The following is a 25249-nucleotide window of genomic DNA, read 5'->3' on the forward strand; positions in this document are numbered from 1 at the left end:
TCTTCGGCGACCGCTCCAGGTCCGAGATCGCCTTCCATGGCCTTCGCCGAACAAGCACAGGCTCGGCACCTCCTTGGTCCCGCCTTCCGGCGGGCTTAAATAACGACGCTGCAGGCTTCACTTCATGTTGCGGACTGGCCGGTTGCACACCCCCGAAGGGCGCTTGTCACTCCACTTCGACGTCACCATTTCAAGTGACGCCGGGAGTCAGCTACCGGGGACCCTGGCGTCTCCCCGGACCGGACTTCCACCGGCTGGCTATCCTGAGCTTGTCGCCCGGTTACATCGTTCATATCCCTTCTGAGCTGGGAAGACGTCCGGACTGCTGGACGTACGCTTGACTCTGTCGGGGATCTTGGAGTTTCCCGGTGTGCCAGCATGATCAGCGGGCATGCTCGGTGCTGTTTCGAAGGCCGATGCAGTTGCCGAGGTGTCCGTTGTCGCTCCGTCCCCGTTCCGGTGAGCAGGTCCCGTCTCTGACCGCGCAGATCGCGCGGGCGAGCAATCCGGGCGGTACGACGGCGATGTGGGTGAGAGACCGGCTGGACGGGCTGTGGCGCGACGAGGACTTTGCGGGCTGGTACCCGCGTGATGGACGCCCCGGCATCTCGCCCGCCCAGCTGGCCACCGTCTGCGTGCTGCAGGCCTGCTCGGCCTGTCGGACCGGCAGGCAGCGGAAGCGGTCCGCTGCCGCATCGATTTCAAGTACGCCCTGGCGATGGAGCTGGACGATCCCGGCTTCCACCATGGCGTCCTGGCCGACTTCCGCGAGCGCCTCGCCCAGGACGACCGCGCCGACCATCTACTCGATCTGGCGCTCGCGCGTCTGAAGGAGGCTGGACTCGTGCGCGAGCGCACCACGCGGCGCACCGACTCCACCCACGTCCTGGCCGCAGTGCGCGACCTGACCCGGCTGGAGCTGGTCACCGAGGCTGTCCGTGCCGTGCTGGAAGAAGTGGCCCGCACCGCTTCGCACCTGTTGACCGGCCTGGTCGACGAGGACTGGGGGCGCCGCTACGGCCGTTCGGTCCGTCTGGGCAAGAACCCCACCCGGCCCAAGACCAGGATCCTCGCCGCCGGCGACGACACCTGTCGACTGCTGGAACGCCTCCACCGGCACGGACCGGGATACCGGCCCGGTCCGCAGGCCGAGGCGCTGCGGCAGATCGTGGTGCAGAACTACTACCGCGACGCGGCAGGCCGCCTGCGCTGGCGCACCGCCGCCGACGGCGGCCTGCCGCCCTCCTCGTCGGCGATCGTCTCCCCCTACGACACCACGGCGCGCTACGTCCGTCATGGGCACATCATCAGCTGGAAGGGGTTCGCCGCGCATGTCACCGAGACGTGTGCCACGACAGCGCCAACGTGATCACGGACGTGGCCACCACCTCGGCCGCCACGAACGACGGCCAGGCCCTGCCCGGCATCCACACCCGCCTGGCGCGTCGCGGGCTGCTGCCTGCCGAGCACCTGGTCGACGGCGGCTACACCTCGCTGGTCCACCTGGAACGAGCCGCCCGCGAACACCAGGTCACCGTCAGCGGGCCACTGCCGGGCAACCCCACCCGCCAGCACCGCAGGAACGAAGGCTTCGACCGGGACGACTCCACATCGACTTCGACCACCGAGTGGAAGGCCCGCTACGCGGTCCGCTCCGGAGTGGAGGGCACCATCAACGAGTTCGCCCACGGACACGGCATGCGCCGCTGCCGCTACCGAGGGCGGCCGAAAGCCCACCTGCAACACGTACTCACGGCCATCGCCGTGAACATCGGACGCCTCAGCGGCCGGTCAGTGACCGAGGAAAACTCTTCACCGAGACCGCCGACCGCCTTCCAGACCTTCCTGGATCAGAACGAGATCCCCCGGCCGAAGTCCTAGCGAACCCTCGGTAGCTGAGCCCGACCATCCAAGATCCCCGACAGAGTCAAGCTGAGGGTTTGCGCGTCCGCGCGGAACTTCACTCGTTGGCGTCGCGGAGCGTGCGCAGGATGCGCTCCAGGTGGCGGCGGTCCTGGGCCGAGAGCGGTCCGGTGACGTGGCTGCGGAGATGGCGGACGTGGGCGGTCAGGGCGCGGTCGAGCGCCTCGGTGCCCTTGTCGGTCAGTGCGGCGAGTGCGGCTCGTCGGTCTGTGGGGTCGGGGTCGCGGCGGATCAGCCCTTCGTTCGCCATGCGGTCGGCGAGCCGGGTGAAGCCGCCCGAGCTGAAGGACACGGCCTCCGCCAGGTCTGTCATGCGCAGCCGGTGCCCGGGCGTGCGGCCCAGCCGCAGCAGTACCTCGAACCAGGTGTCCGGAACTCCCAGATCGCGGTGTACGAGGGGCTTGAGGCGAGCGAACGCCTCCACGAACAGGCCGTAGAGCGTCACATCGTCGTCATTCAGCAGTTGCTCGTTCACTCCATGAGGATGACAGAAAGCCGAGAGCAGAAGAAGCTGCTGTTGCAATATCTGTACCTACAGATATATTGTCTGCCTCAGCAGATACTTTTCCCTGTACGCCCCCACACACGTGGAGCCCGATCATGAGCAAGCGCACCCTCCCCGCGTTCGGTGTCGCCGCCGCCACGGCCGGCGCCCTCACCCTCGGTCTGTCCCTGGCGCCCGCTTCGGCGGACGCCACCCCCGCCTCGCACAGGCACCGCACGATCACCATCGAGGCCGTCGAGAAGGGCACCGCGATCAACATGGTCGACGTCGCCCCGGCCGACTCCGCCCTCGGCGACCAGCTGATCGGGACCGGCGACCTCACCGGCCGCGACGGCCGCAAGCTGGGCACCAGCAGCTTCGGCGGCGTCTCCACCCACGCCAAGCCGCGCACCGCCGAGCTGCTGACCTTCGTCTACGAACTGCCCGGCGGCAAGATCACCACGGCCGGCACGGCGAAGCTCTCCGCCTCCGGACCCGTCTTCGACGAGCGGTTCGCCATCACGGGCGGCACCGGCAAGTACAAGAACGCCTCCGGAGAGGTGCGCGTCGTGCAGGAGACGGTGGAGCAGGCGAAGGTCACCTTCGAGATCCAGCGCTGACCACACCCACGCATACGAAACGAGTACGAACGGAGTCACCTGTGAAGATCCTCCTGATCGGCGCCACCGGCATGATCGGCTCCCGCGTCACGGCGGAAGCGCTCGGCCGTGGCCACGAAGTCACCGCCGCCACCCGCTCGGGCCGTGCGGACGCCCTGCCGGAGAACCAGGCACTGACCGTCCTCGCCCTGGACGCCACCGTGCCGGGCAAGGTCTCCCAGGCCGCTGCCGGACACGACGTCGTCATCTCCGCCGTCTCCCCGCCCCGCGACGGCTCCGACCCCGCCGCCCCGCTGCTGGCGACGTACAAGTCCCTGGTCGAGGGGCTGCGCATCGCGGGCGTACACCGCCTGCTGGTGGTCGGAGGGGCGGGCAGCCTGAAGACCGCCTCGGGCCAGGACCGGGTCGACACCCCGGACTTCCCCGCGATGTACAAGGCCGAGTCGCTCGCCCAGCGCGAGGTGCTGCGCCTACTGCGCACCGAGATGACCGACCTCGACTGGACGTATGCCTCCCCGGCCGACGAGATCGCCCCCGGCGAGCGCACCGGCACCTTCCGCCTCGGCGGCGACGACCTGCTGATCGCGGAGGACGGCACCAGCTTCATCAGTGCCGAGGACTACGCGGTCGCCCTGGTCGACGAGGCCGAGAAGAGCACCGCGATCCGTCGCCGCATCACCGTCGCGTACTGACGGACGCCTCTCGATCGAGGGCGTCCGTTCGACGTCACGCTGACCGGCAGTGCCAAGGCGACGCGAGCAGGCCGATGTGAAGCGCCTGCTGCTCTCGCTTCGCCTGCACCGGTGGAGTCACCGGAGTCGCCGAACCGCGCCAGAAGACGGCCGGCGACCCCTACGCCGCCGCGCTGCGTCGGCTGCTGCAGAGCTCCCGAGCTGCCCAGGAACAGGCCGAGCAGGCGAAGAAGGCCCGGCTGGATACCGAAGGCGCGGCGACCGCCGTGGGTGGGGCACTTCAGCGGGCCGCCGACGGGGCCGGCGAGGACGGCACCGTGCCGGCCCGGCGCCACCGACGCCGTACAGCAGGCGCTGACGGCCGCCGAGGCCGCTGCGCGGCCTGCCGCGCAGCGGCCTCGGCGGCGGCTCAGTACGAGGTAGGGGCTGGCGGAGTCCACCCGGCAGGTATGGGCCAAGGTGTGCGCCTTGGCGCTGCTGGATCAACCCGCCACGCGGAACGTGACGTCCTCGCCATCCGGCGACAAGATCCGGATCTTCCGCTTGTCGGCCTGTCCGTGCACCTGGGCGGTGTGTTCTGGCGGCCCGTGACTGACGTGTTCCGGCGAGGTGAGCGCCCAGGTCCGTGCGAGGCATGATCAGTGGATGCAAGGTGTGGAGGACCAGTCGGGTGGGGGGAACGTGGAAGAGCCGACGGAGATCTCGTCGCCGAAGGAGGCCGCGGACAATGCGCTGGTGCTGGCGTTCGGGCGGTTGCAGGGGGCGGCGAACCGGTTGGAGTACATCCTCGGGCGGTCGCTGGAGCTGGAGTGCGGCATCAGCCATCTGATGTTCGAGGTGCTGCTCATCCTCGGGCGGGCGGGCGATCCCGGGCTGTCGATGCGGGCCATCGCCCAGGAGCAGGTGCTGACCACAGGCGGGGCGACGCGCCTGGTGGACCGGATGGAGGCGGCCGGGCTGGTGGAGCGCGCCGAGGATCCCGGTGACAGGCGCGGGCGGCTGGTACGGCTGACCCGGTTGGGGGAAGAGACCACTGTGCGGGCGTCCCGGGTGCACGTGGAGAACATCCGGCGTCACTTCCTGGCGCCACTGCCTCCCGAGGACCGGGAACGGTTCGCCGAGGACCTGCGGATCCTGAGCCACTCCGCACGGGACGAGCTGCCCCGCCTGCCCTGAACGGCCCCTCTGGGCTGCGGCCGTGCGGCTTCACTGATGCACCGACAGCAGGGCTGAGATGTGGCGGGCGTCACATATCTAGAGAAATATCTGACGCGTCAGTTACTGTTTTCTCAGACGAATCGCTCGCGTTCGGCGGGCGCCACACCTTTGCTGGGACCTTCGATGAAGCTCGTCTACGTCTTCGACGCCTACTGCGGTTGGTCGCACGGGTTCTCCGGAACTCTGCGCGAGACCGTCTCCCGTCATCCCGCGCTGCCGGTCGAGGTGGTCTCCGGCGGCCTGTTCACCGGGCCACGCCGGGTGCCGATCCGCGAGTTCGGCTACGTCCAGGGCGCCAACGCCCAGATCGCCGAGCTGACCGGCGCCGAGTTCGGCGAGGGCTACGAGCGGCTGATCGCCGACGGATCGTTCGTGATGGACTCCGAGGCTGCCGCGCGCGGCGTCGTAGCCCTGCGCCGGGTGGCCCCCGACCGCGTGGCGGAACTGGCCGGCGCCGTCCAGCATGCCTTCTACGTCGACGGCCTCAGCCTCTCCGACCCCGCGACCTACCGGAAGGTCGCCGAGGAGGCCGGTCTGGACGCCGACGCCGTCGTCGCCGCCTTCGACGCGCCGGAGGCGCACGACGCGGCGGCGGACGACTTCCACCGCTCCGCCGAACTGGGTATCACCGGCTTCCCTACGCTGCTCGCCGTCGACGGCGACCGAGTCGCCGTCCTGGCCCGTGGCCACGCCACCGCCGACGAGATCGACCGGCGACTGGCCGCCCTGACCACCGCGCCCTGACCACGCCCCACCCACTGAATTCCGTCCCCTCCAGGAGGCCCCGCATGAGCACCCTGTCCTTCAAGGTCCTCGACCTCGACTTCCCGGCCGGCAGTAAGAACAAGACCGCCACGCTCGTCACCGGTGAGCAGGAGGCGTTGCTGGTCGACGCCGCCTTCACCCGGGCCGACGGCCACCGCCTGGCCGCCGAGATCCTCGACTCGGGCAAGAAGCTGACCACCGTGTTCGTCAGCCATGGGGACCCGGACTTCTACTTCGGCGCCGAGGTGATCGCCGACGCCTTCCCCGATGCCGTCTTCGTCGCCACCCCGGTCGTCATCGAGCACATCCAGCACTCCTACGAGGGCAAGCTCAAGGCGTGGGCGGCCCTCGGCCTGAACCTGCCCACCCGCCTGGTCGACCTCACCCCGCTGACCGGCGACCTCACCCTCGAAGGCCACCGCTTCGAGCTCAAGGGCGGCCCGGCCGGCCTGCCCGACCGCCACTACCTGTGGCAGGCCGAGCACCGCGCCCTCCTCGGAGGCGTCCTGCTCTTCCAGCAGGAGCACGTCTGGGTCGCCGACACTCCCACCCCCGAGCACCGCTCCGTCTGGATCGAGCTGCTGGACGAGATGGCCTCCCTGCAGCCGGGGCTGGTCGTCCCCGGCCACCGCCTGCCGGGCACGGCGGCCGACACCTCGGCCATCACCGCCACCCGCGACTACCTCGTCGCCTTCGAGGAGGAACTCGGCAAGGCGGCCGACGGCGCCACGCTGACCGAGGCGCTCGTCAGGCGTTACCCCGACAACGGCATGCTGATCGCCGCCCAGATCGGGGCGAAGGTCGCCAAGGGCGAGATGAAGTGGGGCTGAGTGTCATGACATACGAGCACACCGGCTTCGCGACCTCCACGGCCCCGGGCGACGTGGTCCGCCGCCAGTACCTGGCCTCCGCGGCCGGCGACCTGGAGGCCCTGCGCGCCACCCTCGCGCCGGACGTGGAGTGGAAGGAGATGGCAGGCTTCCCTCTCGCCGGCACCTACCGCACCCCCGACGGCGTGACCTCGAACGTGATGGAGAAGCTCAGCCAGGACTGGGACGGCTGGACCGCTCACGACGACACCTATGTCATCGACGGCGAGAACGTCGTCGTTCTGGCCCGCTACGCCGCGACCAACAAGGCCACCGGCAAATCGATCAACGTCCGCGTCGCCCACCACTTCGTGGTCCGCGGCGGCCTGATCGTCCGCTTCGAGCAGTTCGCCGACACCGCCAAGGTCCGCGACGCCATGACGTAGTCGGGGCAGCACCACACAGGCGAACTCACACAAGCCGGGAAGACGGTGAGGTCCACCGTCGGCAACGGCACCGTCTTCCTCAACACCTCCGCCGCCGATGTCAGCGGTCCGCGCGACGAAACCGTCGCCGGGACGGCGACCGGCACGGCGGAGGAAACGCGCCCGCACGTCGCCAGAATCACTCCGCGGCGCCTTCCCGGTCCGGCCAACGGAGGCAGCCGGGACCGACCATCGTCGTGCGACGAACGTCGCCACCGCGATCATCCATGCCCTCCGGACGTACGCGCACCCGGAGGCGCTGGTGGCCGTACCGCACACCAGCACCACCGCGAAAACGTAAGAGGCCGACACGCGGCACCTTCTCCCGTGCGCCCTCACACCCACCATCAACAGGGAGCAATAGACATGCCCATGAACAGGCGTCACTTCCTCGCGGCAGGCTCGCTCACGGCCGCCGGGCTCGGCCTGGGCCTCACCCCGGCCAGCGCGTCGGCCACCCCGCTCGCCGACGGACACGGAGCCGGACATCACAAGGAAAAGCACCCCAGGGGCAAGCTCGACTTCAAGGTCCTCGACCTGGACTTCCCGGTCGGCAGCAAGAACAAGACGGCCACTCTGGTCACGGGTGAGCGTGAAGCGCTGCTGGTCGACACCGGGTTCACCCGGGCCGACGGGTACCGGCTGGTGGCCGAGGTGCTGGACTCGGGCAAGAAGCTGACCACCGTGTTCATCAGCGCCGGCGATCCGGACTACTACTTCGGCGCCGAGGCCCTGGCCGACACCTTCCCCGACGCCAAGTTCGTCGCCACCCAGCCGGTCATCAAGCACATACGGCGCACCTTTGAGAGCAAGCTCAAGACGTGGGCCGACCTCGGGGCCAACCTGCCCACCCGCCTGGTGAAGATCAAGCCTCTCACCCGTGGTCTCGCCCTGGAAGGGCACCGCTTCGAACTCAAGGGCGGATCGGCCCTGCTGCCGGACCGCCACTACCTGTGGCAGCCGGAGCAGCGCGCGATCCTCGGCGGGGTGCTGCTGTTCCAGAAGCAGCATGTGTGGGTCGCGGACACCCCCACCCCGGAAATCCGCGCTGCCTGGATCAAGCTGCTGGACGAGATGGCCGCCCTCAACCCGAAGCTGGTCGTGCCCGGCCACCGCCTGCCCGGCACGGCGGCCGACGCCTCAGCCATCACCGCCACCCGCGAGTACCTCCTCACTTTCGAGGAGGAACTGGCCAAGGCCGCCGACGGCGCCGCGCTGACCGCGGCACTCGTCAAGCGCTACCCGGACTACGGCATGGTCATCGCCGCCGAGATCGGTGCGAAGGTCGCCATGGGCGAGATGACCTGGGAGTGACGCCCTGGGAGTGACGACCGCGAAGTACCGGAACACCGGCTTCGCGGTGCCCCTCGGCGGTGGCTGCCGCTGGGGGCCAGGAGGAGCAGGAAAGGGCGGTCGGCGGCGAGGCGGGGCCGGTGCGGCCGGTGCCGCGTCGGGACGGCCCGCGCCGGCTGCGGCCGCCGAACTGACGGTGGGGGCTGCGGTGGTGCGGCAGTGTGGGCTCTGCCTGGACTGGGGCGTGTCGCGTCTGTGGACGGGCTGTGCTGGAGCTGTCGTGGCTGGCTGGAGAACCGGGGGACGGCGCAGTGTCCGCGGTGCTGCCGGGTCGGGGCCGTGGACGGTGACGGACTGTGCCGGCCGTGCGTGATCGCGGTGCGGGAGGAGATCCGGGCCGGCGTCTGTGAGTCTGGGCAGCCCGTACAGACCGGGCCAGCGCTCGCAGACCACCACCCGGTGGCCGAGCCGGCCGAGCAGGGACGCCGCGGTGAGGCCGGTCGGTCCGTAGCCGACGACGGCGATGTCGTAGAGCGGAGCCATGAGAGACACCTCCGGAAACACTCCCGCGCCGCTGCGAGGGGTCGTGGTGGGAAGGGAGAGGGGTGCGGCCCGACTGTGCGGTGCACGCCGCGGCCTCGTGTGAATTCACAGCCTGTGTGAATTCCGATTCACACTCTTAGCTTGGCTCTGTCGGGGATCTTGGGGTTGGCGAGGTCAACTGCCCAGGGTTCGCCAGGATTTCAGCCGAGGTATCTCGCGCTGGTCGAGGTAGCTCTGGAAGGCAGTCGGTCGGCGGGGTATGGGGGCTTCCTCGGCCGGTGGCAATCCGCTGAGGCGCTCGATGTTGACGGCGATGGCCGTCAGGACGTGCTGGATGTGTGCCTTTCCCTGCCCTCGGTAGCGGCAGCGCCGCATACCGTGGCCATGGGTGAACTCGTTGACCGTGCCCTCCACTCCGGAGCGGACCGCGTAACGCGTCTTCCACTCGAACGTCTGCTGCTCGGCGCGGACACGGAGTTGCAGGTCACGGAGCTCTCGTGGAGGAAATCCCACGGTGCGGGCGCTGTCGGCGGTGGTGGTGCATTGGGCGCGGGCCGGGCAGGGGCGGCACTGGCTCTTGGTGAACCTGGCCACGATCAGCGAGGCCGCGGTGGGCGAGGAGGTCGGGTAGGGGCCGTGCCAGCCTGCGCTGACCTGCCCCTGCGGGCATGTGACTTGCTGATGGTCGTAGTCGATGCGGAAGTCGTCCCGGGCGAAGCCCTCATTTCGGCGGTGTTGGCGGGTGGGGTTGCTCTTCAGCGGCCCGGAGACGGTGACCTGGTGTTCGCGGGTGGCCTGTTCCAGGTGGGGCAGGGAGGTGTAGCCGGCATCGACCAGGTGCTCGTCGGGCAGCAGTCCGCGGCGGGAGGGGCGGGTGTGGATGCCGGGCAGGACCTGGCTGTCGTGGGTGGTGGCCGCGGTGGTGGCCACGTCGGTGATCACGTTGGGGCCGTCGGGAGCGCAGGTCTCGGTCAGGTGGGCGGTGAACCCCTTCCAGCTGATGATGTGTCCGTGCCGTGCGTAGCGGGCCGAGGTGTCGTAGGGCGAGACGACCGCCCGGGACGAGGGCGGCAGTCCGGGCCCGCCTTCCTTCTCGGCGGTGCGCCAGCGCAGATGTCCTGCGGCGTCACGGTGGTAGTTCTGCACCATGATCTGGCGCAGGGCCTGGATACGAGGACCGGATGTGCGGTCTGCTCCGTGCCGGTAGAGGAGTTCCAGGAGTCGGACGGCGTCGTTTCCGGTGGCAAGAATCCTGGTCTTGGGCTTGGTGGGGTTCTTGCCCAGACGGACCGGCCGGCCGTAGCGGAGCCCCCAGTCCTCATCGACCAGCTCGTCCAGCAGGTGCGGGGATGTGCCGGCGACTTCTTCGAGTGCGGCGCGGACCGCCTCGGTGACCATCTCCAGGCGGGTCAGGTCGCGCACCGCGGCCAGGACGTGGGTGGAGTCGGTGCGCTGCGTGGTGCGCTCGCGCACAAGTCCGGCCTCCTTGAGGCGGGCCAGTGCGAGGTCGAGGAGGCGGTCGGCGCGGTCGTCTTCGGCGAGACGGTCTCGGAAGTCGGCCAGCACGCTGTGGTGGAAGCCGGGGTCGTCCAGCTCCATGGCCATGGCGTACTTGAAGTCAATGCGGCAGCGGACCGACTCGGCGGCCTGCCGGTCGGACAGGCCGAGCAGGAACTGCAGCACACAGACGGTGGCCAGTTGAGCAGGTGAGAGACCCGGACGCCCGTCGCGCGGGTACCAGTCGGCGAAGTCCTTGTCGCACCACAGCCCATCGAGGCGGTCACGTACCCATATCGCCGTCGTGCCGTCCGGGTTGCTCGCCCGCGCAACCTGCGCAGTCAGAGACGGGACCTGCTCACCGGAACGGGGACGAAGGGACAACGAGCACCTCGACGGCTGTATCGGTCGGCGGAACTACCCGAGCATGCCCGTCGATCTTGCTGCCGCACCGGGAAACTCCAAGATCCCCGACAGAGTCAAGCTTAGTGGCGGCTGCCGTGCCGGGGGGCGGCGAATGCCACTGGGCGCCCCTGGGAGCCGCCCCGTTCAGGGACGGACACTGCATTCAGTCGGACTGTCGGACTGAACGGGGGGTGGTCTCCTGATGGAGCTCGGTTATCCCACGGTGGCGGAGCTGGAGTCGTACGCACGGTCGTTGGTGGGCCCGGGCTCGCGCCTGTGCACGCTCAGGCGGATCGGTGTCTCGCGCGGGGGCCGGCCGTTGCGGCTGCTGTCCGTGGGGCACGCCAGACGTGCCGTTCTCGTCGTCGCGGGCGCCCACGCCAACGAACCGAACGGCGGCTCGACGGTGCTGGCGCTGGCCGAACGGGTCGCCCTGGAACGGGAGTTACGGGCCGACACCTCGTGGCATTTCGTGCTGTGCGCGGACCCGGACGGGGCGAGCCTGCACACGGCGCCGGCGCCGCGCACCCTGCTCGACTACCACCTCGGTTTCTTCCGGCCCGCCGGTCCCGAGCAGCCGGAGTGGTCCCCGTCCGTGCTGCCGCCAGACCGTCTGCCGCCCGAGACGCTCGCGCTTCTGCGGGTCATCGACGAGCTGCGGCCCTGTCTCCAGGTGACTCTCCACGGCACGGACCTCGGCGGCAGCTGGGTGCAGCTGACCAAGGACGTCCCGGGGCTCGCCGAGCCCTTCACCAAGTCGGCAGCGGAGCTGGGCATACCGGTGGAGATGGGCGCCTCCGACGCCGCGGGCTGGCCCGCCTCCGGACCCGGCGTGTATGTGATGCCACGGCCCGAGCACCGCACGGCGTATCCGGGCATGCCGGACGACGCGCGCGACAGCACCTGGTTCCACGCCCACCGGTACGGCGGTCTCACCGCGGTCGTCGAGGTACCGATGTGGGCAAGCGACCTGGTCGACGACACCGCCCCGCACCCCGCCCCGGCGGCGGCGCTGCGGCAGCTGGCGCGGCGGCTGCTGGTCCAGGCGGGCGAGGTGGAGCGGGTCTTCGCCGAGGCGCTGCCCCGGCTCCCGGGGCCTCGGGGGCCGCTGCTGCGGGCGGCCCGGTGGGCGCTGGACCTGGTGCCGGGGCTCGCCCGGGACTGGACCGGGGGGCCGCCGCCGGATGTCTCGATGGCGTACGTGGCCAGTGTGGACGCCTTCGGGCGCCGGCTCCCGCTGCGGGCCGCGGCGATGTTGCTACGGGTTCTGCGGGAGGCCTGCGACCCGGCGGTGCCGTATCTCGAAGGGCTGGTCGCCGACTGGTGCGAGGCTTTCGCCGACCGCTTCCGGGCCCGCTGGGTGCCGCTGTCGGACCAGGTCGAGCACCAGGCCCGTACGGTGCTGGCGGCGGCGCTGCACGCGCGGGACGACATGGTGGCGTAGGGACGACGTGGTGGCGTAGAGACTCCAGTCACGTGGAGACGCCGGTAGCCGTCAGTCCGGCAGGGCGAACACCGCTCCCGTTCGCGCCGTCATCACGCAGCCGTTCGCGAACGTCTGCTCGTACTCGACCGGTCTGCCGTTCCACTCGCCGTGTGCCGTCGCCCGGATCGGGGCGTAGACCTGCACGCACATGCCGTCCTTCTGAGGGATGCGGGTGATGTCCCCGCCGGCCGCGCGGAGTTCGGCGCAGGCCTCGGCGGCCCGGGTATGGCCCTGGGGCGGGTCGCAGAGGAGGAGGGAGCCGCGGGTGTCGCCGGTGCGGGCGTCGCCGCGGGTGACGGTGACGTAGAGCCAGTTGTCCGGGAAGGTCGCCCGGGCGGGGGCGGAGGAGGCGAGGGGGAGGAGTACGAGCGCCGCCAGCAGGCCGCCTCGTACCGCTCGGGTGGTGTTCGTCATTCCCTGTGCATCGGCACGGCGGGCTCGGAACTCCATTCCGGCTCACCCGAATGGGAGTCCTGTTCGCGTGTGTGCCGGGCCGATGCCAGTTCGAGGGCGGTGAGCACCACGCGTGCCTGGTACTCCGCCTGGCGGGCGACGGGTATCCAGCGTGCCCCGTAGCCGTCGCGGTACTCGGCGCACCACTCCCCCATGAGCCGGTTCAGCTCGGGCAGCGCGCCCGCCGGGTCGCGGCCGGCACGGGTCACCAGCTGATGCAGCAGCCCGGCGGCGCGCAGGGTGACCCGGCGGGACGAGACGCCGAGGGCGGTGAGCCGGGCGGTGTCGAACGGGGGCAGCGGCCGGGCGGCCGAGTCGTGGACGTCGGGGTCCCAGGAGTCGGCGAGTCCGGGGCCGACCATCAGGTAGTCGTCGATCGGGGCCAGCAGTCGGGCGGCGTCCGGGCCGGTGCTCGCCGAGGGGCGGATCCGGGCGAGGATGCCCGCCAGGAGCCGGGTCTCGCGGCGCAGCGTCCGGCTGACGGTGCGCAGTACGGCGTCGACGTCGGGAGCCGGGGAGGCGTCCTCCACGGCGGCCACGCCCCACATGGGTGCCTCGACGACGGCGGTGACCGTGCCGTGGCGGTGCGGGTGGTACCAGGTGGAATCGACGGCGGCCTCGGTGATGGCGGCGGCGAGGCCCGCCCGGCGCGGGGGCGGGATGCGGTAGACGGCGGGGCCGAGGCGCGGCCAGTACAGGGCGTCGTAGGGGCTCAGCTCGCGCGGGATGCCGAGGCGGGCGGCGGTGTCGGCGAGGCGTTGGGCGAGGCCGGGCAGGTCGCGGGTCAGCTCGACGAAGCCGCCGCCGACGTCGACGCCGTGCAGGGAGCACTGGAAGAAGGGCCGCAGCTCGTCCTGGAGGTCGAGCAGGGCGCGGGTCTCCGGCAGGACGGCCCCGGCGGCGCCGTCGGGCAGCCATTCGGGCTGTTCCAGGAAGCCGGGGCGGAAGAAGTTCCGGAAGTAGCGCGGCAGCGTGTACGGGCCGGACAGCCAGCCCTCGTTGCGGCGGGAGCCGTCGGGGTCGAGGCAGAGCAGCAGGTTCCAGGTGGTGTCGGCGCCGTCGCTCAACCGGGGGTCGGCCAGGGCGCGTTCGGCGAGGCGGAGGACGGTGGCGCCGCCCACGGGCTCGTTGGCGTGCGGGCCGGAGACGATGAGGGCGTGGCGGCTGCCGTGGCCGACGGACAGCAGCCACATCGGCGTGCCCGCCCGTGAGGTGCCCACGCGGCGCAGTCGGGCGCGGTGCGGATGTCGGGCGACGAGTGTCGCGGCGCGGGCGGACAGCTCGTCCACGGTCGGGTAGCGGAGAAGGGGCGGCAGGGCACACCTCCCCTGTGTGGTGCCGTCGTTCACCTGTTGTACATGCGGTACGCACAGTCAGTCATGGCCGAGAACGTACGTCAACACTTTGGAACCCAAGGGAAGTTGAGAAACTCGCTACGTAAATCCCAGGCCAGAGCTTGGCGGTGGGTTCGGTGATGGCTCAGTCGGAGGAGAGCCGGAACGACATGCGGCCGAAACTCACCTGATCGCCGTCGCGGACGACGGCCGCGCCGATCACCCGCCGTCCGTTGACGGTGGTGCCGTTGGTGGAGCCGAGGTCGCGCAGGATCCACATGCCGCCCTGCCGGGTCAGCTCGGCGTGGACGCGGGAGACCGTCTCGTGGCTGAGCCGGAGTCCGTTCGCCGGGTCGCGCCCTATGCGCAGTGAGTGGCCGCTCGCCGGGTGCGGCAGCTGGAGCTTGGGGAGCCGCTCGACCTGCCAGGCCCGGCGCAGCTTCGGGCCGAAGCCGGAGATCGCGCCGACGGTGCGAAGCACCACCCGGGACCAGCTGTTCTCGGCGGGCAGATCGGCGGTGAGCGCGGCGAGTTCGTCGGAGCGGCGGGCGATGAGCGCCAGTTCCATGCGGCGGATGAACGTGTCGTGCGACAGCCGGCCCAGGGCGATGCCGTCACGGAGCACCCTCAGCGCGCGGTCGCGCTCCGCGTCCGACAGCCGCGCGGGGTACGTGTGGAACTCGAAAGACGACGTCACGCACGTGATTGTCGGTCAGCGAGGCCGGGGTGTCCAGAATTCCCGTAAACGGTGACCATCCTCGGACACTCCGACGAACAGTGCGACTCGCGCGGCAGAACAGTGCGACTCGCGCGGCAAAAGCGCCGTTCCGAGGGCGAATTGATCTCGTTTGCCGCACGATGGACGGGCCAGATGGAGGGCCGGCAGAGGGAGAACCGTTCCGTGCAGTTCGAGGTGTGGGCACCGCAGGCCGACCGTGTGACGCTCCACTGCGCGGGCGCCACGCACGCGATGGGGCGCGATCCGGAGCGCGCGGGCTGGTGGACAGGCGAGGCGGAGGCGGTGGACGGCACCCGCTACGGCTTCGCGGTCGACGACGGCCCGGTCCTGCCCGATCCGCGCTCGCGCCGCCAGCCGGACGGTCCGGACGGGCTGAGCGCGGTCGTCGACCACGAGCGGTACGCGTGGCGCGTGCCGTGGGCGGGGCGCGGGCTGCCGGGCGCGGTGCTGTACGAGCTGCACGTGGGCACGTACACCTCCGAGGGCACGCTGGACGCGGCCGCCGGGCGGCTCGGGCATCTCGCCGAACTGGGCGTCACCCATGTGCAGTTGATGCCGCTGTGCCCGTTCCCGGGCACGCACGGCTGGGGGTACGAGGGCGTCTCGCTGTGGGCCGTGCACGAACCGTACGGCGGCCCCGAGGCGCTGAAACGGTTCGTGGACGCGGCGCACGAGCGGGGCCTCGGGGTCGTGCTCGACGTGGTGCACAACCATCTGGGCCCGTCCGGCAACTATCTGCCGGTGTTCGGCCCGTACTTCACCGAGACGCACCACACCCCGTGGGGCGCCGCCGTGAACCTGGACGCGCCCGGTTCGGACGAGGTGCGGGCGTACTTCCTCGGCAGCGCGCTCGCGTGGCTGCGGGACTACCGGCTCGACGGGCTCCGCCTGGACGCGGTGCACGCCCTGCGGGACACGCGCGCGTGCCACTTCCTGGAGGAGCTGTCGACGGCCGTGGACGCGCTCTCCGAGGCGGTGGAACGGCCGTTGTTCCTGATCGCCGAGTCGGATCTCAACGACCCGCGGCTGGTCACCCCGCGCGACCGGGGCGGCCTCGGAGTGCACGCGCAGTGGAACGACGACTTCCACCACACCCTGCACACGACCCTGACGGGCGAGTCTCAGGGCTACTACGAGGACTTCGCGCGGGCCGGTCTTGCCGGGCTGGCGAAGACCCTGACGGGCGGCTACTTCCACGACGGCACGTACTCGTCGTTCCGGGGCCGGCGTCATGGCCGGCCCCTGGACCGTACGAGCGTCTCCGCGCACCGCATGCTGGGCTACGCCCAGACCCACGACCAGGTCGGCAACCGTGCCCAGGGCGACCGCCTTTCCGCGTCCCTCTCCCCCGGGCTGCTCGCCTGCGCGGCGGCGCTGGTGCTCACCGGGCCGTTCACGCCGATGCTGTTCATGGGCGAGGAGTGGGCGGCCGGTACGCCCTGGCAGTTCTTCACCGACCACACCGACCCGGAGCTGGCGGACGCCGTACGGCGGGGCAGGCGGCGGGAGTTCGCGGCGCACGGCTGGGCGGAGGAGGACGTGCCGGATCCGCAGGACCCGGCGACCCGCGACCGCTCCTGCCTGGACTGGTCCGAGCCCGAACGCGTCCCCCACGCGCGCGTGCTCGCCTGGTACCGCGAACTCATCGCCCTGCGCCACACCCATCCCGACCTCACCGACCCCGACCTCTCCGACGTTAAGGTCGCGTTCGACGAGGAGGCCCGGTGGTTCGGCTTCCGGCGGGGGGATGTACGGGTGGCGGTGAACCTCGGCCCGTCGCCGGCCGCGATCCCGGTGTGGGTGCCCCACGCGCGTGTGCTGGCGGCTTGGGAGGCGGTGGACGGGCCGGGAGCGGATGGGGTGCTGAACCTGGGTGGGGAGTCGTGTGCGGTGCTGACGGGGGCCTGAAACGGGCGCCCGGCGCCGGGGCTGGGCGGGGGTGGGTTTCGCTTACCGGCGCATGCAGGGTGCCGCTGCGCCCACCCTCCCCCATCGCCCCAGCGGCACGATTGCCCGCAGCTGGGTGCGGCGGCCGGTCAGTCCTCCCCCCGGAGGTCTGTCACCCTCTCCAGCAGGATCGGCTCCCAGGCGCGTCGCAGGCGTTCCCGGAGTACCGGTAGCGGCGCGGCCCCGCCGCTCTGGAGGGCTTCGGCCAGTCGAACGACAGTGTCACCGCGGGCCAGCCACAGGCCGCGCAGGCAGGGGCGGGCGCCGTAGCCCGCGAGGGTGGCGGCGCGTACGGCGGCGGGGGAGCCGACCGCCGTGGCGAGGCCGGCGATGTCCTCGGCGGGGTCACCGATCGCCGCGTCGGCCCAGCCGAGAACCCCGCGCACCCGTCCGTCGGCGCTGACCACGAGATGCTCACCCCGGAGGTCGTGGTGCACCAGGACCGCCGCGGGGGCGGTCAGCTGCGCGGCACTCGCCGCGGTGAGCTGCGTGAGCCGCGCGGCGTCGAACTCGTCCACCTCGGCGAGCTGCCGCCCCGCCCGCGCCGCGGCCGTACGCAGGGCATCCAGCGAGCGCGCCGCCAGCCGGGGCACGCCGAGCGCCTCCGCCTGCCTCGGCGGTACCTCGCGCAGCCCCGTGAGGAGCCCCGCCAGATCGTCTTCGCCCACGGCCGACACATCGTGCACGGCGGCGGTCGTCCCCGGAATCCTGGTGTCGAGCGTGCAGGTGAGCCCTCCGGACCACTCGCCGTGCGCGACGCTCACCGGGACGGCGACACCGACGTGCGGCCGGACCAGGTCCCGCAGCCGCAGCTCACGCCGCTGCCGCATGACGGCGTGCCGGTCGGGAGCGAGGCGCAGCACATGGCGGGTGCCGACCCACCAGGTGTCCAGCCCGCCTTGCTCGGTGACGGGTCGCACATCAGGATCGCCCCCGCCCCCGCTTTTCAGCAGGGAACGCACGACTCTGCGGACGGTGTCCGCGGTGGGTGTCGGTGCCTGGGTCATGGTCGCGCCGTTGTCGTCCGAAGGCTCGATCGGGGGTTCTAGGGATCCTCAGTTCACTATCGCCATTTCGCGCGGGGTGTTGTTGAGGCGTCGGCCGCCGTCCTCGGTCACCGTCACGATGTCCTCGATCCGCACCCCGAAGCGGCCCGGCAGATAGATCCCGGGTTCGACGGAGAAGCACATGCCGGGCACGAGGGGCCGCTCCTCGCCCTCGACCATGTACGGCGGTTCGTGGGTGGTGACGCCGATGCCGTGCCCGGTGCGGTGGATGAACCGGTCGCCGTAGCCGGCCTCGGTGATGACCGCGCGGGCCGCCCGGTCCACGTCCTGGCAGGCGGCGCCCGGCCGTACCGCGCGGACGCCCGCCTCCTGGGCGGCGCGCACGATGTCGTGCACCTCGCGCTCCTCGGCGGTCGGTTCGCCGACGTGGACCGTGCGGGAGGTGTCGGAGCCGTAGCCGTCCTTGAGGCCGCCGAAGTCGAGGACGACCATGTCGCCGCGTCCGACGACGCGGTCGCCCGCCTCGTGGTGCGGGTTGGCGCCGTTGGGGCCGGAGGCGACGATGGTGAAGTCGACCTGGGAGTGCCCGAACCGCCGTAGCAGCTCGGCGAGTTCGGCGGCGATCTCGGTCTCCCGGCGGCCGCCGAAGCGCACCTTCCGGATCTCCTCGTACGCGGCGTCGGCGGCCCGGCCCGCGGCCGCCATCCGTGCCAGCTCCGCCGCGTCCTTGACGGCCCGCAGCATCGGCAGGGCCTCGGTGAGCGCGACGTACTCGGTCTCCGGCAGCCGTTTCCGCAGGCCCAGCAGGTGCAGGGCCCAGGTGTTGTCGCTGACGCCGAAGCGGCCGCGCGGGCCGAGGAGGGGAACGGCCGCCTCGTACGGGTCCTTGCCGTCGGCCCAGTCACGCAGGCTCAGCGCGGGCCCGCCGGGTGCCTCCTCGGCGTCCGGGGCCTCCAGGGTGGGCACGACCAGTACCGGGTCCGTTCCGTCCCGCAGCATCAGCAGGGTGAGCCGCTCGGTCTCCGGCGGCCGGTACCCCGTCAGCCACACCAGGTCCGGGCCGGGCGCGACCAGCAGCCCGTCGAGCCCGGCGTCCGCCGCCGTCCGTGCCGCGCGTCGCATCCGGGCCCGGTAGTCGTCGACGGTGAACGGCATGGGCGAGCCGTCGGCCAGTGGCTCGGACCTCGTGCTGGCCGTGCTGGACGTGCCGGTCATCCATGCCTCCGTGCGCTCGGAGTCCCCAAGGGCCATGGGCAGCATCCTGCCCTTCCGCCGCAACGCACGCGAGCCGATTGCGGTACGCCGGCATCCGGTGCCCCCGCCAGTCGCCTAATGGTTGAAGCTTGCCCACCCGTTACCGCTAATGATTGGATTCGGGCGTTCCATTAGGGCAAGGTCAGGCAAGCGGGCCGACAGGAGGCGTACGACGATGCTCGTACTCGCACACATCAGCGATCTGCATCTGGACGGGACCGAACGGGCGACCCGGCGGGCCGAGCGGGTACGGGATCTGCTGTGGGGGTTGCCTGGGCGGTTGGACGCGCTGCTGGTGACGGGGGACATCGCGGACCACGGCACGGAGGACGAGTACGAGGAGGCGGCCCGCATCCTCGGCCTGCGGGACGGCGGGGCCCCCTTCCCGGTGCTCACCTGTCCGGGCAACCACGACAGCCGGGCGCCCTATCGCAAGGCGCTCCTCGCGGAGCCCGCCGCCGACGGGCCGGTCAACAGCGTGCACGTCTTCGCGGACGCGGCCGTGCTGATGTGCGACTCCAGCATTCCCGGCCGGGACGAGGGCGAGCTGGACGCCCAGACGTACGCCTGGATCGAGGAGACCCTCGACGACCTCGACGGCGACCGGCCCGCACTGCTCGCCTTCCACCATCCGCCGGTGGCGCTGCACCATCCGCTGCCGGACGCCTGCCAACTGGGCCGACCCGCCACCCTGACCCGGCTGCTGGAACGCCGGCCGGAGATCGCGGGGATCATCACCGGACACGCGCACACACCCGCCGCGACCGTCTTCGCCGGACGGCCGCTCGTCGTCGGGCCGGGCGTGACGTGGACGCTGCGACTGCCCTGGGAGGGCGAGCGGGTCGCGGACCGGGAGGCGCCGCCCGGACTCGCGTTCCATGTGCTGGACGACGAGGGACGGCTGACGAGCCACTTCAGGGTGGCTTCGTAGGACTTCGGCGCACTGCGCCTCCAAGCCTCAGGGATCACGTCGTCCGTGGCTCGGTCAGCTCCCGTACCAGTGCCGCCGCCGCGCCGCTCGGCGTGCCGCCGTACACGAGTTCCGTACGGTGCACGAGGCGCGGCTCGACAAGGGGGACGGCGACCGCTCCGGGAACGTGGGCGGCGAAACCGCGGGGCAGGACGGTCAGTCCGTGTCCGGCGGCGGCGAGCGTCGTGAGGGTGCGCAGGTCGGTGCCCTCGTAGCGGAGAGCGGTACGGACGCCGCCGGTGCCGCTCGTGGTGCGGAGCCGATCCAGCGGGAGGCCCGCGCCGGGGGCGTCGAGCCAGCGGGCGTCGACGAGGTCGGCGAGGCGGAGCCCGGGGCGACGGGCGAGCGGGTGGGTGGCGGGGAGGAGCACACAGACGGGTTCCTCGCCGATGCCACGGGTGGTCAGGGGTGCCACGTCGGGGAGCCGGAGGGGATCGCTGGGGGCGGCGAGTCCGTCGACGAGGCCGAGGTCCGCGGTGCCTGTGGCGACGGCCGCCGGGATCTCGTCGCGGGCGAGGATCCGCAGGGTGACGCCGGCGGCGGGCAGCGCGGCGATCGTACGGGGGCCGAGCGCCGTCGGGGTCACCGCGAGGGTCAGCCCGTGCTCGGGTGCGGCCGCCATCCGTACGACGTCGGCACGGGCCGCGTCGAGGCGCAGCAGCAGGGGCCCGGCGTGTTCGAGCAGCCGCTCGCCGACGGCCGTGGGGACGACCGGGCGGCGGGTCAGCAGCGGGGCGCCGAGATCCTGTTCGAGCGCGGCGATGTGCTGGGACACCGCGGACTGGGTGTAGCCCAGCTCGCGCGCGGCCTCGGAGAAGGAGGCGAGGCGGGCCACAGTGACGTACGTACGCAGCAGATGCGGATCCATGGCGCCCATGATCGCGCACTCCATCAGCATCACTTATCGAGAATCCATAAATCATCGTTGGACGTGATCGCGGGTCCGAGCCCAGGATGACGGACATGACGAACAACGCGGCACAACCCGCCTCCCGCACCGCCCGGCTCGCCCTGGTCGGCGACCGCTCCCCCGACGTCGTGTCCCACACCCGGATCCCGCGTTTCCTGGACTCTCTCGCGGAGCGTGACCGGCTCGTCCTCGACGCCTACTGGATCCACTCCGAGGACGCCGCGGCGGACGCGGAAGCCGTGCGCGGTTTCGACGCGGTGTGGGTGGTGCCGGGCAGCCCGTACCGCAGCGAGGCCGGTGTCCTCTCCGCGATCCGCACCGCCCGTGAGCGGGGCATCCCGTTCCTCGGCACGTGCGGCGGCTTCCAGCACGCGCTGCTGGAGTACGCCCGCGGCGTGTGCGGTCTCACCCAGGTCGCGCATGCCGAGAACGACCCCGACGCCGAGGACTTCCTCATCGAGCCGCTCGCCTGCTCCCTGGCCGGCCACGAGGCGACGGTCCATGTCGAGTCCGGCTCGCTCGCCCAGTCCGTGCTGGGCGCCGAGCGGTCGGTCGAGCGGTACTCCTGCCACTACGGCCCGTCCCGCCACCTCGACACCCTGCGGGCGCACGGCCTGCGGTTCTCCGGGCACGACGAGGGCGGGCAGGTACGGATCGCCGAACTGCCCGGCCATCCCTTCTTCCTCGCGACTCTCTTCCAGCCCGAGCTCTCCGGCGACGGCAGCCGCCCGCACCCGTTCGTCCGGGCACTCGCCCGGGCCGCGGTCGAGCACGCGGCCCGGGCGGCACGTCAGCCGGCGTGACCGGCGCCGTACGTCAGCCGGTGTGAACCGGCGCGAACGGCAGGGCCGGGGGGAGGTCCGGGACGAAGCCGTGGGCGCGGCGGGCCAGGAAGTCGGGCTTGTAGCGGTCGACCCGGCGGTGCCAGTTCAGGATGCCGGCCATCCAGTTCTGCAGGTCGGTCACATAGCCGGCCATGATCTCGCGCGCTTCGTCGGACAGCTCGAAGTCGTCGTAGACGACGGGGAGTTCATGGGCGACGACGTGCTCGAACTGCCGCATGCGCTGGGTCATCAGGTCGTGGACCACATAGAGCGCGGCCGGGTAGTCGCAGCCGAAGAAGTTCTGCACGACGAGGATCGCGTTGTGGACCTCGCCCTCGTACTCGATCTCCTTCTGGTACGAGAAGACGTCGTTGATGAGGCACGCGTAGTCGATGGCGGCGTTCTCCAGTGAGCGCACGGGGCCGCTGCGGTAGACCTCGGGCGGGATCTGCGGGCCGTGGCCCATCCGGCACATGCTCAGGGTGAGGTCGGAGCCGAAGGTGGCGCGGCGCATCTCCAGGTAGTCGACCGGGTCGGGGACGCGGTGATGGAGCTGGTTCATCACCTCCCACACCCAGCTCTCGGTCATCTTGTCGACGGACGCCTTCAGCGTGCGTCGTTCGTCGGGGGTCATCCGCGCCGTCGTCAGTGCCCAGAGGTCGATGAGTCCCCGTTCCATCCCGTTGACCGGAACGGGGATCGCCTCGCCCTCGACGGGCATGCAGTCCGACAGCCGGGCCGTGGTCAGGCGTGCGGCCGCGAGGTCACGGCGTTGGCCGAAGACGAGGGGGTAGTAGTCGTCGCCGTAGGTGCCCCAGGCCAGCCAGCGCGAACTCAGGTCGAGCGCCTCGGGGGTCGCGTCCGGGTCGAGGCCTGCGGAGCAGAGCGGGAGGTCAGCGGCGGCGAGTTTCTCCTCGTCCCAGACTCCCTCGCTCAGCATGCCCATCGCGTGCACCCAGCCGACGAGGCGGTCGCGGGCGCCGTCCAGGTGTGGGGAGAGTTCCACCTGGAAGGGCATGTAGAAGTCGGGCAGCAGGGACGGTCCGACCTTCTGGTACGGCACATGACTGTGGGCGCGCAGTCGCTCCGCGGCGGCCGACGCGAGCAGCGCGCCCATGTCGGCGGCGGACGTACCGAACCCGGCCCGGCTGACGAGCGCGGGGCCGGACAGCACCGCGCCGCCGAGGTCGAGCGGGCCGCGTGAGCCCGCCGCGCCCTTGTTCATGTAGCGGCTGGACCGCATGTGCCACTCATGGCCGCCGGACTGCCAGTCCTGCAGCCCCTTCGTGTACGCCGCTACGGCCGCGACCTCGGCCGGGGAGAGACCCTTCTCCAGGGCCAGCGCGGGCACTTCGGTGAGCGCGGTGTGCTCGAACTGGTGCAGACGGGAGGTGAGGATGTCATTGACCGTCTCTGCCGCCCGCTGCGTGCCGCAGTCGAAAAAGGTCTCCAGGACGAGTACGCCATTGCTGTTCTCTCCCTCGTCCTCGACCTCCCGCTGGTACGAGAACAGGTCGTTGCGCAGGTGGACGGCGTCGGAGAACGTCTCCATCAGGACCCGCAGGGGCCTCGACTCCGCGATGGACACCGGGACTTCGGCGGTCGCGTACTCGACGAGACCGGCGGACCAGGGGGCGCCGCCGACCTTACGGCGCATCTCGATGTACTCGACCGGGTTCGCGATCCTCCCCTCGTTCATGTTGGACAGCTCCCACATCGACTCGTTCAGCAGATGCTCCGTCGCCACGGCGAAGCGGCGGCGCCAGTCCATCGACATCGAGGGCACCGTGCGCGCCCAGAGGTCGGCGAGGCCCGCCTCCACCGGGTTCCGCGGCTCCGGTACGGGGGCGTTGAGGTCCAGCGGCATGAAGAGCGGGAGCCGGTCCAGGTGGGCCTTGCCGCCGGGGCGGTCCTGGGAGCGTTTGAACAGTTCCAGGAAGTGGTCGTCGAAGAAGAAGACCCACACGTACCAGTCCGTGATGAGGGAGAGTGCGGGGCCGTCGCAGTCGGGGTGGGTGTACGCGCACAGGAGGCCGTAGTCGTGGGCGTCCAGGTCCTCCTGGTCCCATACGCCGGAGCCCTCCAGCATGCCCATCTGCCTTGCCCAGTGGGTGGAGTGGGTTCGGGCCTCTTCCAGGTGGGGGTTCAGGCGGGCGGGGTATGGCATGTAGAAGTGGGGAAGGATGAACGGCTGTGTCATGGGCGGGCCCTACCCGGCGCCTGCGGCGGGCATCCGGGGGGCGGTACGTGATCACACCATCGCGTGAATTCGGGGCTTTTCTCGCCCCCGCCGCCCCTAGCCCTCCCATCCCCAGGGGCTGCGCCCCTTCGACCCCACTGCGCATGAGAGCTCGATCCGGTCGGGTCGTTGGCGGGTGCGGGTTCTGTGTGGTTGCTCGCGCAGTTCCCCGCCCCCTTAAAGGGGCGCGGCCAGGGCCTCGGACATTGCCTTTGTTGCCCGTTCCGCCGCTTCGGCGTTCGGGCCCGTTACTCGGGCGACCAGCGCGACGGGGTCGCCCTGGGTGGTGGTGGCGTAGGCGAGAGACCATGACGAACCGGTGTCGGTCGGGGCCCACTCCCTCTTGTCGCGTACGGACGGGAGCAGTTCGTTCGCCGTGGCCTCCGAGACGCTCCGCCCGATCGACAGGTCCCTTGTGCCCGTCATACCCGGCCCCACCACCTCGCCTCGGTCGGCGAGGGACGCCGTCACCATGGCCAGTTGGAGCGGGGTGACGGTGATGTTCCCGTCCCGGTAACTGTCGTAGGTGCTCTCCGCGACACGCAGCGGGACATACAGTTTGTCGTCGTTGAAGCCGAACTTCTCGGCGGCCTCCCGCAGTTTCGTCTCGCCGAGATCGTCGGCCATCTTCGCGAAGACCGCCTCACAGGAGCGGGCGAGCGCCTGTCGTACGGTCGCGTTCGCGCACTCGCCCGTGCCGCCGGTCGTGGGCTCCTCGGCCGTGTCGTACAGGCCGTTCTCCAGGGCCGCGGCGGCGATCACGATGTGGAAGGCCTCACCGGGGGCGGTGGCCTCCCGGAGCGGGCGGTTGAACATCGGTTCGTCCGGGTCGTCGTTCGCCTTCTTCCAGGCCTCCTGGTCCTTCGGAGTGTTGCCGGCGAAGGCCGTCGGGTCGTACGAGGGTGTGCTCACGACGGCGAGCAGGTCGCCGGTCTCCGCGTTGAGCGCGATGGCCGCCCCGCGCTCTCCGCCGAGTTCCGCGAAGGCGGCCTCCTGCACCGCCGGGTCGATGGTCGTCTCGACGTCCTCGCCCTTGCTGTACTTCAGGGAGTCCTCGTAGATGCTCTCCAGCCCGGTGGTGCCGAACATAAGCGCACGGTAGCCCGTGACGGGCGCGTACAACTCGCCGTCCGTGTAGGTGCGTTGGTAGGGGACCTTCGTGGTCCCGCTCTCCTTCGACCCCGTGACCGGCTCGCCGGCGACGAGGATGTCGCCGTATCCGCCAGAGGTGCCGACACGCGAACTCGTTGTCTCTTCCCGCGCGTTGGGCGCGTCTGCGTCTCCGGTGCAGCCGGTGAGCAGCGCGAGGAGTCCGGGCACGGCAAGGGGACGTCTCATGATCGACCGCATGC

At 71.1% G+C, this 25249-nt stretch carries 23 protein-coding genes and 1 pseudogene; 13 read left to right on the top strand and 11 right to left on the bottom strand.

What is annotated here, in order from left to right; all coding sequences use genetic code 11:
* The first annotated feature begins 718 nt into the window (after positions 1–718).
* Complete coding sequence (locus F3T56_RS47890) at positions 719–1369, top strand: transposase (protein ID WP_484422099.1); 651 nt, start codon at positions 719–721, stop codon at positions 1367–1369.
* A complete protein-coding gene (locus tag F3T56_RS47895; RefSeq protein WP_246203674.1) occupies positions 1366–1881 on the top strand; it encodes a transposase in 516 nt (171 codons plus the stop codon). The genes F3T56_RS47890 and F3T56_RS47895 overlap by 4 nt, the downstream gene beginning before the upstream one ends.
* A 79-nt stretch (positions 1882–1960) precedes the next feature.
* Here the strand turns inward: F3T56_RS47895 and F3T56_RS17905 are convergent, their stop codons facing one another.
* Positions 1961–2398, bottom strand: coding sequence for a MarR family winged helix-turn-helix transcriptional regulator (locus F3T56_RS17905; protein WP_149826173.1), 438 nt, complete (start codon positions 2396–2398; stop codon positions 1961–1963).
* Between the two features lie 125 nt (positions 2399–2523).
* On the opposite strand from F3T56_RS17905, the gene F3T56_RS17910 reads away from it, so the two are divergent.
* The 7 genes from F3T56_RS17910 to F3T56_RS17945 all read left to right on the top strand — a co-directional run bounded on the left by F3T56_RS17910 (position 2524) and on the right by F3T56_RS17945 (position 8310).
* Positions 2524–3027 carry an allene oxide cyclase barrel-like domain-containing protein gene (locus tag F3T56_RS17910; protein ID WP_149826174.1) on the top strand — a complete coding sequence of 168 codons (504 nt, stop codon included), beginning with the start codon at positions 2524–2526 and terminating at the stop codon, positions 3025–3027.
* Between the two features lie 41 nt (positions 3028–3068).
* Positions 3069–3719 (top strand): NAD(P)-dependent oxidoreductase, encoded by a 651-nt coding sequence (locus F3T56_RS17915; protein ID WP_149826175.1) that lies wholly within the window; start codon positions 3069–3071, stop codon positions 3717–3719.
* A 645-nt stretch (positions 3720–4364) separates the two neighbouring features.
* The gene (locus F3T56_RS17925; RefSeq protein ID WP_149826176.1) at positions 4365–4895 is read left to right on the top strand and encodes a MarR family winged helix-turn-helix transcriptional regulator; all 531 of its coding nucleotides are present in this window, start codon (positions 4365–4367) and stop codon (positions 4893–4895) included.
* 165 nt (positions 4896–5060) lie between these two features.
* The gene (locus F3T56_RS17930) at positions 5061–5681 is read left to right on the top strand and encodes a DsbA family protein (protein WP_149826177.1); all 621 of its coding nucleotides are present in this window, start codon (positions 5061–5063) and stop codon (positions 5679–5681) included.
* A 44-nt stretch (positions 5682–5725) separates the two neighbouring features.
* Positions 5726–6532 carry an MBL fold metallo-hydrolase gene (locus tag F3T56_RS17935; RefSeq protein ID WP_149826178.1) on the top strand — a complete coding sequence of 269 codons (807 nt, stop codon included), beginning with the start codon at positions 5726–5728 and terminating at the stop codon, positions 6530–6532.
* 5 nt (positions 6533–6537) lie between these two features.
* Positions 6538–6957 carry a nuclear transport factor 2 family protein gene (locus F3T56_RS17940; protein ID WP_149826179.1) on the top strand — a complete coding sequence of 140 codons (420 nt, stop codon included), beginning with the start codon at positions 6538–6540 and terminating at the stop codon, positions 6955–6957.
* Positions 6958–7362: 405 nt separating this feature from the next.
* Positions 7363–8310, top strand: coding sequence for an MBL fold metallo-hydrolase (locus F3T56_RS17945; protein WP_246203675.1), 948 nt, complete (start codon positions 7363–7365; stop codon positions 8308–8310).
* Positions 8311–8754: 444 nt separating this feature from the next.
* Here F3T56_RS17945 and F3T56_RS49300 read toward each other — a convergent pair.
* Both F3T56_RS49300 and F3T56_RS17955 read right to left on the bottom strand, forming a co-directional pair.
* Positions 8755–8832: pseudogene (locus tag F3T56_RS49300) on the bottom strand (hypothetical protein); the annotation flags it as partial.
* A 174-nt stretch (positions 8833–9006) separates the two neighbouring features.
* Positions 9007–10713: an IS1182 family transposase gene (locus F3T56_RS17955; RefSeq protein ID WP_149826180.1), complete on the bottom strand. Its 1707-nt coding sequence runs from the start codon at positions 10711–10713 to the stop codon at positions 9007–9009.
* A gap of 223 nt (positions 10714–10936) precedes the next feature.
* Here F3T56_RS17955 and F3T56_RS17960 point away from each other — a divergent pair, with 223 nt between their 5' ends.
* Complete coding sequence (locus F3T56_RS17960) at positions 10937–12178, top strand: M14 family zinc carboxypeptidase (protein ID WP_149826181.1); 1242 nt, start codon at positions 10937–10939, stop codon at positions 12176–12178.
* A gap of 51 nt (positions 12179–12229) precedes the next feature.
* Here the strand turns inward: F3T56_RS17960 and F3T56_RS17965 are convergent, their stop codons facing one another.
* From F3T56_RS17965 to F3T56_RS17975, 3 genes are all read right to left on the bottom strand, one after another.
* Positions 12230–12634 (bottom strand): SSI family serine proteinase inhibitor, encoded by a 405-nt coding sequence (locus tag F3T56_RS17965; protein ID WP_149826182.1) that lies wholly within the window; start codon positions 12632–12634, stop codon positions 12230–12232.
* Positions 12631–14022, bottom strand: a complete 1392-nt coding sequence (locus F3T56_RS17970; RefSeq protein ID WP_149826183.1) for a M14 family zinc carboxypeptidase — start codon at positions 14020–14022, stop codon at positions 12631–12633. The genes F3T56_RS17965 and F3T56_RS17970 overlap by 4 nt, the downstream gene beginning before the upstream one ends.
* Positions 14023–14152: 130 nt before the next feature.
* A complete protein-coding gene (locus tag F3T56_RS17975) occupies positions 14153–14704 on the bottom strand; it encodes an FHA domain-containing protein (RefSeq protein WP_149826184.1) in 552 nt (183 codons plus the stop codon).
* Between the two features lie 204 nt (positions 14705–14908).
* On the opposite strand from F3T56_RS17975, the gene treZ reads away from it, so the two are divergent.
* Positions 14909–16654 carry a malto-oligosyltrehalose trehalohydrolase gene (treZ, locus tag F3T56_RS17980; protein ID WP_149826218.1) on the top strand — a complete coding sequence of 582 codons (1746 nt, stop codon included), beginning with the start codon at positions 14909–14911 and terminating at the stop codon, positions 16652–16654.
* Positions 16655–16782: 128 nt separating this feature from the next.
* On the opposite strand, the gene F3T56_RS17985 is transcribed toward treZ, so the two are convergent.
* Positions 16783–17700 (bottom strand): aminoglycoside phosphotransferase family protein, encoded by a 918-nt coding sequence (locus tag F3T56_RS17985; RefSeq protein WP_149826185.1) that lies wholly within the window; start codon positions 17698–17700, stop codon positions 16783–16785.
* 48 nt (positions 17701–17748) lie between these two features.
* Entirely contained in the window at positions 17749–18915 is a 1167-nt protein-coding gene (locus F3T56_RS17990) for an aminopeptidase P family protein (RefSeq protein WP_425473586.1), read from the bottom strand.
* Between the two features lie 214 nt (positions 18916–19129).
* Here F3T56_RS17990 and F3T56_RS17995 point away from each other — a divergent pair, with 214 nt between their 5' ends.
* Positions 19130–19885 carry a metallophosphoesterase gene (locus F3T56_RS17995; RefSeq protein WP_149826186.1) on the top strand — a complete coding sequence of 252 codons (756 nt, stop codon included), beginning with the start codon at positions 19130–19132 and terminating at the stop codon, positions 19883–19885.
* A gap of 34 nt (positions 19886–19919) precedes the next feature.
* On the opposite strand, the gene F3T56_RS18000 is transcribed toward F3T56_RS17995, so the two are convergent.
* Positions 19920–20792, bottom strand: a complete 873-nt coding sequence (locus tag F3T56_RS18000) for a LysR family transcriptional regulator (protein ID WP_149826220.1) — start codon at positions 20790–20792, stop codon at positions 19920–19922.
* 95 nt (positions 20793–20887) lie between these two features.
* On the opposite strand from F3T56_RS18000, the gene F3T56_RS18005 reads away from it, so the two are divergent.
* A complete protein-coding gene (locus F3T56_RS18005) occupies positions 20888–21637 on the top strand; it encodes a CTP synthase C-terminal region-related (seleno)protein (protein WP_149826187.1) in 750 nt (249 codons plus the stop codon).
* 13 nt (positions 21638–21650) lie between these two features.
* Here the strand turns inward: F3T56_RS18005 and cyc2 are convergent, their stop codons facing one another.
* A complete protein-coding gene (cyc2, locus tag F3T56_RS18010; RefSeq protein WP_149826188.1) occupies positions 21651–23858 on the bottom strand; it encodes a germacradienol/geosmin synthase Cyc2 in 2208 nt (735 codons plus the stop codon).
* Positions 23859–24074: 216 nt separating this feature from the next.
* Positions 24075–25235 carry a penicillin-binding transpeptidase domain-containing protein gene (locus F3T56_RS18015; RefSeq protein ID WP_172638997.1) on the bottom strand — a complete coding sequence of 387 codons (1161 nt, stop codon included), beginning with the start codon at positions 25233–25235 and terminating at the stop codon, positions 24075–24077.
* Positions 25236–25249: the final 14 nt, after the last annotated feature.

It is taken from the genome of Streptomyces tailanensis, assembly GCF_008386495.1.
In the GTDB taxonomy this organism is placed as follows: domain Bacteria; phylum Actinomycetota; class Actinomycetes; order Streptomycetales; family Streptomycetaceae; genus Streptomyces; species Streptomyces tailanensis.

What these genes read in the sequence shown, in the direction of transcription:
- F3T56_RS47890 (WP_484422099.1), top strand. Translation starts at nt 719, where the DNA reads ATGGAGCTGGACGATCCCGGCTTCCACCATGGCGTCCTGGCCGACTTC.
- F3T56_RS17910 (WP_149826174.1), top strand. Translation starts at nt 2,524, where the DNA reads ATGAGCAAGCGCACCCTCCCCGCGTTCGGTGTCGCCGCCGCCACGGCC.
- F3T56_RS17925 (WP_149826176.1), top strand. Translation starts at nt 4,365, where the DNA reads ATGCAAGGTGTGGAGGACCAGTCGGGTGGGGGGAACGTGGAAGAGCCG.
- F3T56_RS17930 (WP_149826177.1), top strand. Translation starts at nt 5,061, where the DNA reads ATGAAGCTCGTCTACGTCTTCGACGCCTACTGCGGTTGGTCGCACGGG.
- F3T56_RS17935 (WP_149826178.1), top strand. Translation starts at nt 5,726, where the DNA reads ATGAGCACCCTGTCCTTCAAGGTCCTCGACCTCGACTTCCCGGCCGGC.
- F3T56_RS17940 (WP_149826179.1), top strand. Translation starts at nt 6,538, where the DNA reads ATGACATACGAGCACACCGGCTTCGCGACCTCCACGGCCCCGGGCGAC.
- F3T56_RS17945 (WP_246203675.1), top strand. Translation starts at nt 7,363, where the DNA reads ATGCCCATGAACAGGCGTCACTTCCTCGCGGCAGGCTCGCTCACGGCC.
- F3T56_RS17960 (WP_149826181.1), top strand. Translation starts at nt 10,937, where the DNA reads ATGGAGCTCGGTTATCCCACGGTGGCGGAGCTGGAGTCGTACGCACGG.
- F3T56_RS17965 (WP_149826182.1), bottom strand. Translation starts at nt 12,634, where the DNA reads ATGACGAACACCACCCGAGCGGTACGAGGCGGCCTGCTGGCGGCGCTC.
- F3T56_RS17985 (WP_149826185.1), bottom strand. Translation starts at nt 17,700, where the DNA reads ATGACCCAGGCACCGACACCCACCGCGGACACCGTCCGCAGAGTCGTG.
- F3T56_RS17990 (WP_425473586.1), bottom strand. Translation starts at nt 18,915, where the DNA reads ATGACCGGCACGTCCAGCACGGCCAGCACGAGGTCCGAGCCACTGGCC.
- F3T56_RS17995 (WP_149826186.1), top strand. Translation starts at nt 19,130, where the DNA reads ATGCTCGTACTCGCACACATCAGCGATCTGCATCTGGACGGGACCGAA.
- F3T56_RS18000 (WP_149826220.1), bottom strand. Translation starts at nt 20,792, where the DNA reads ATGGATCCGCATCTGCTGCGTACGTACGTCACTGTGGCCCGCCTCGCC.
- F3T56_RS18005 (WP_149826187.1), top strand. Translation starts at nt 20,888, where the DNA reads ATGACGAACAACGCGGCACAACCCGCCTCCCGCACCGCCCGGCTCGCC.
- cyc2 (WP_149826188.1), bottom strand. Translation starts at nt 23,858, where the DNA reads ATGACACAGCCGTTCATCCTTCCCCACTTCTACATGCCATACCCCGCC.
- F3T56_RS18015 (WP_172638997.1), bottom strand. Translation starts at nt 25,235, where the DNA reads ATGAGACGTCCCCTTGCCGTGCCCGGACTCCTCGCGCTGCTCACCGGC.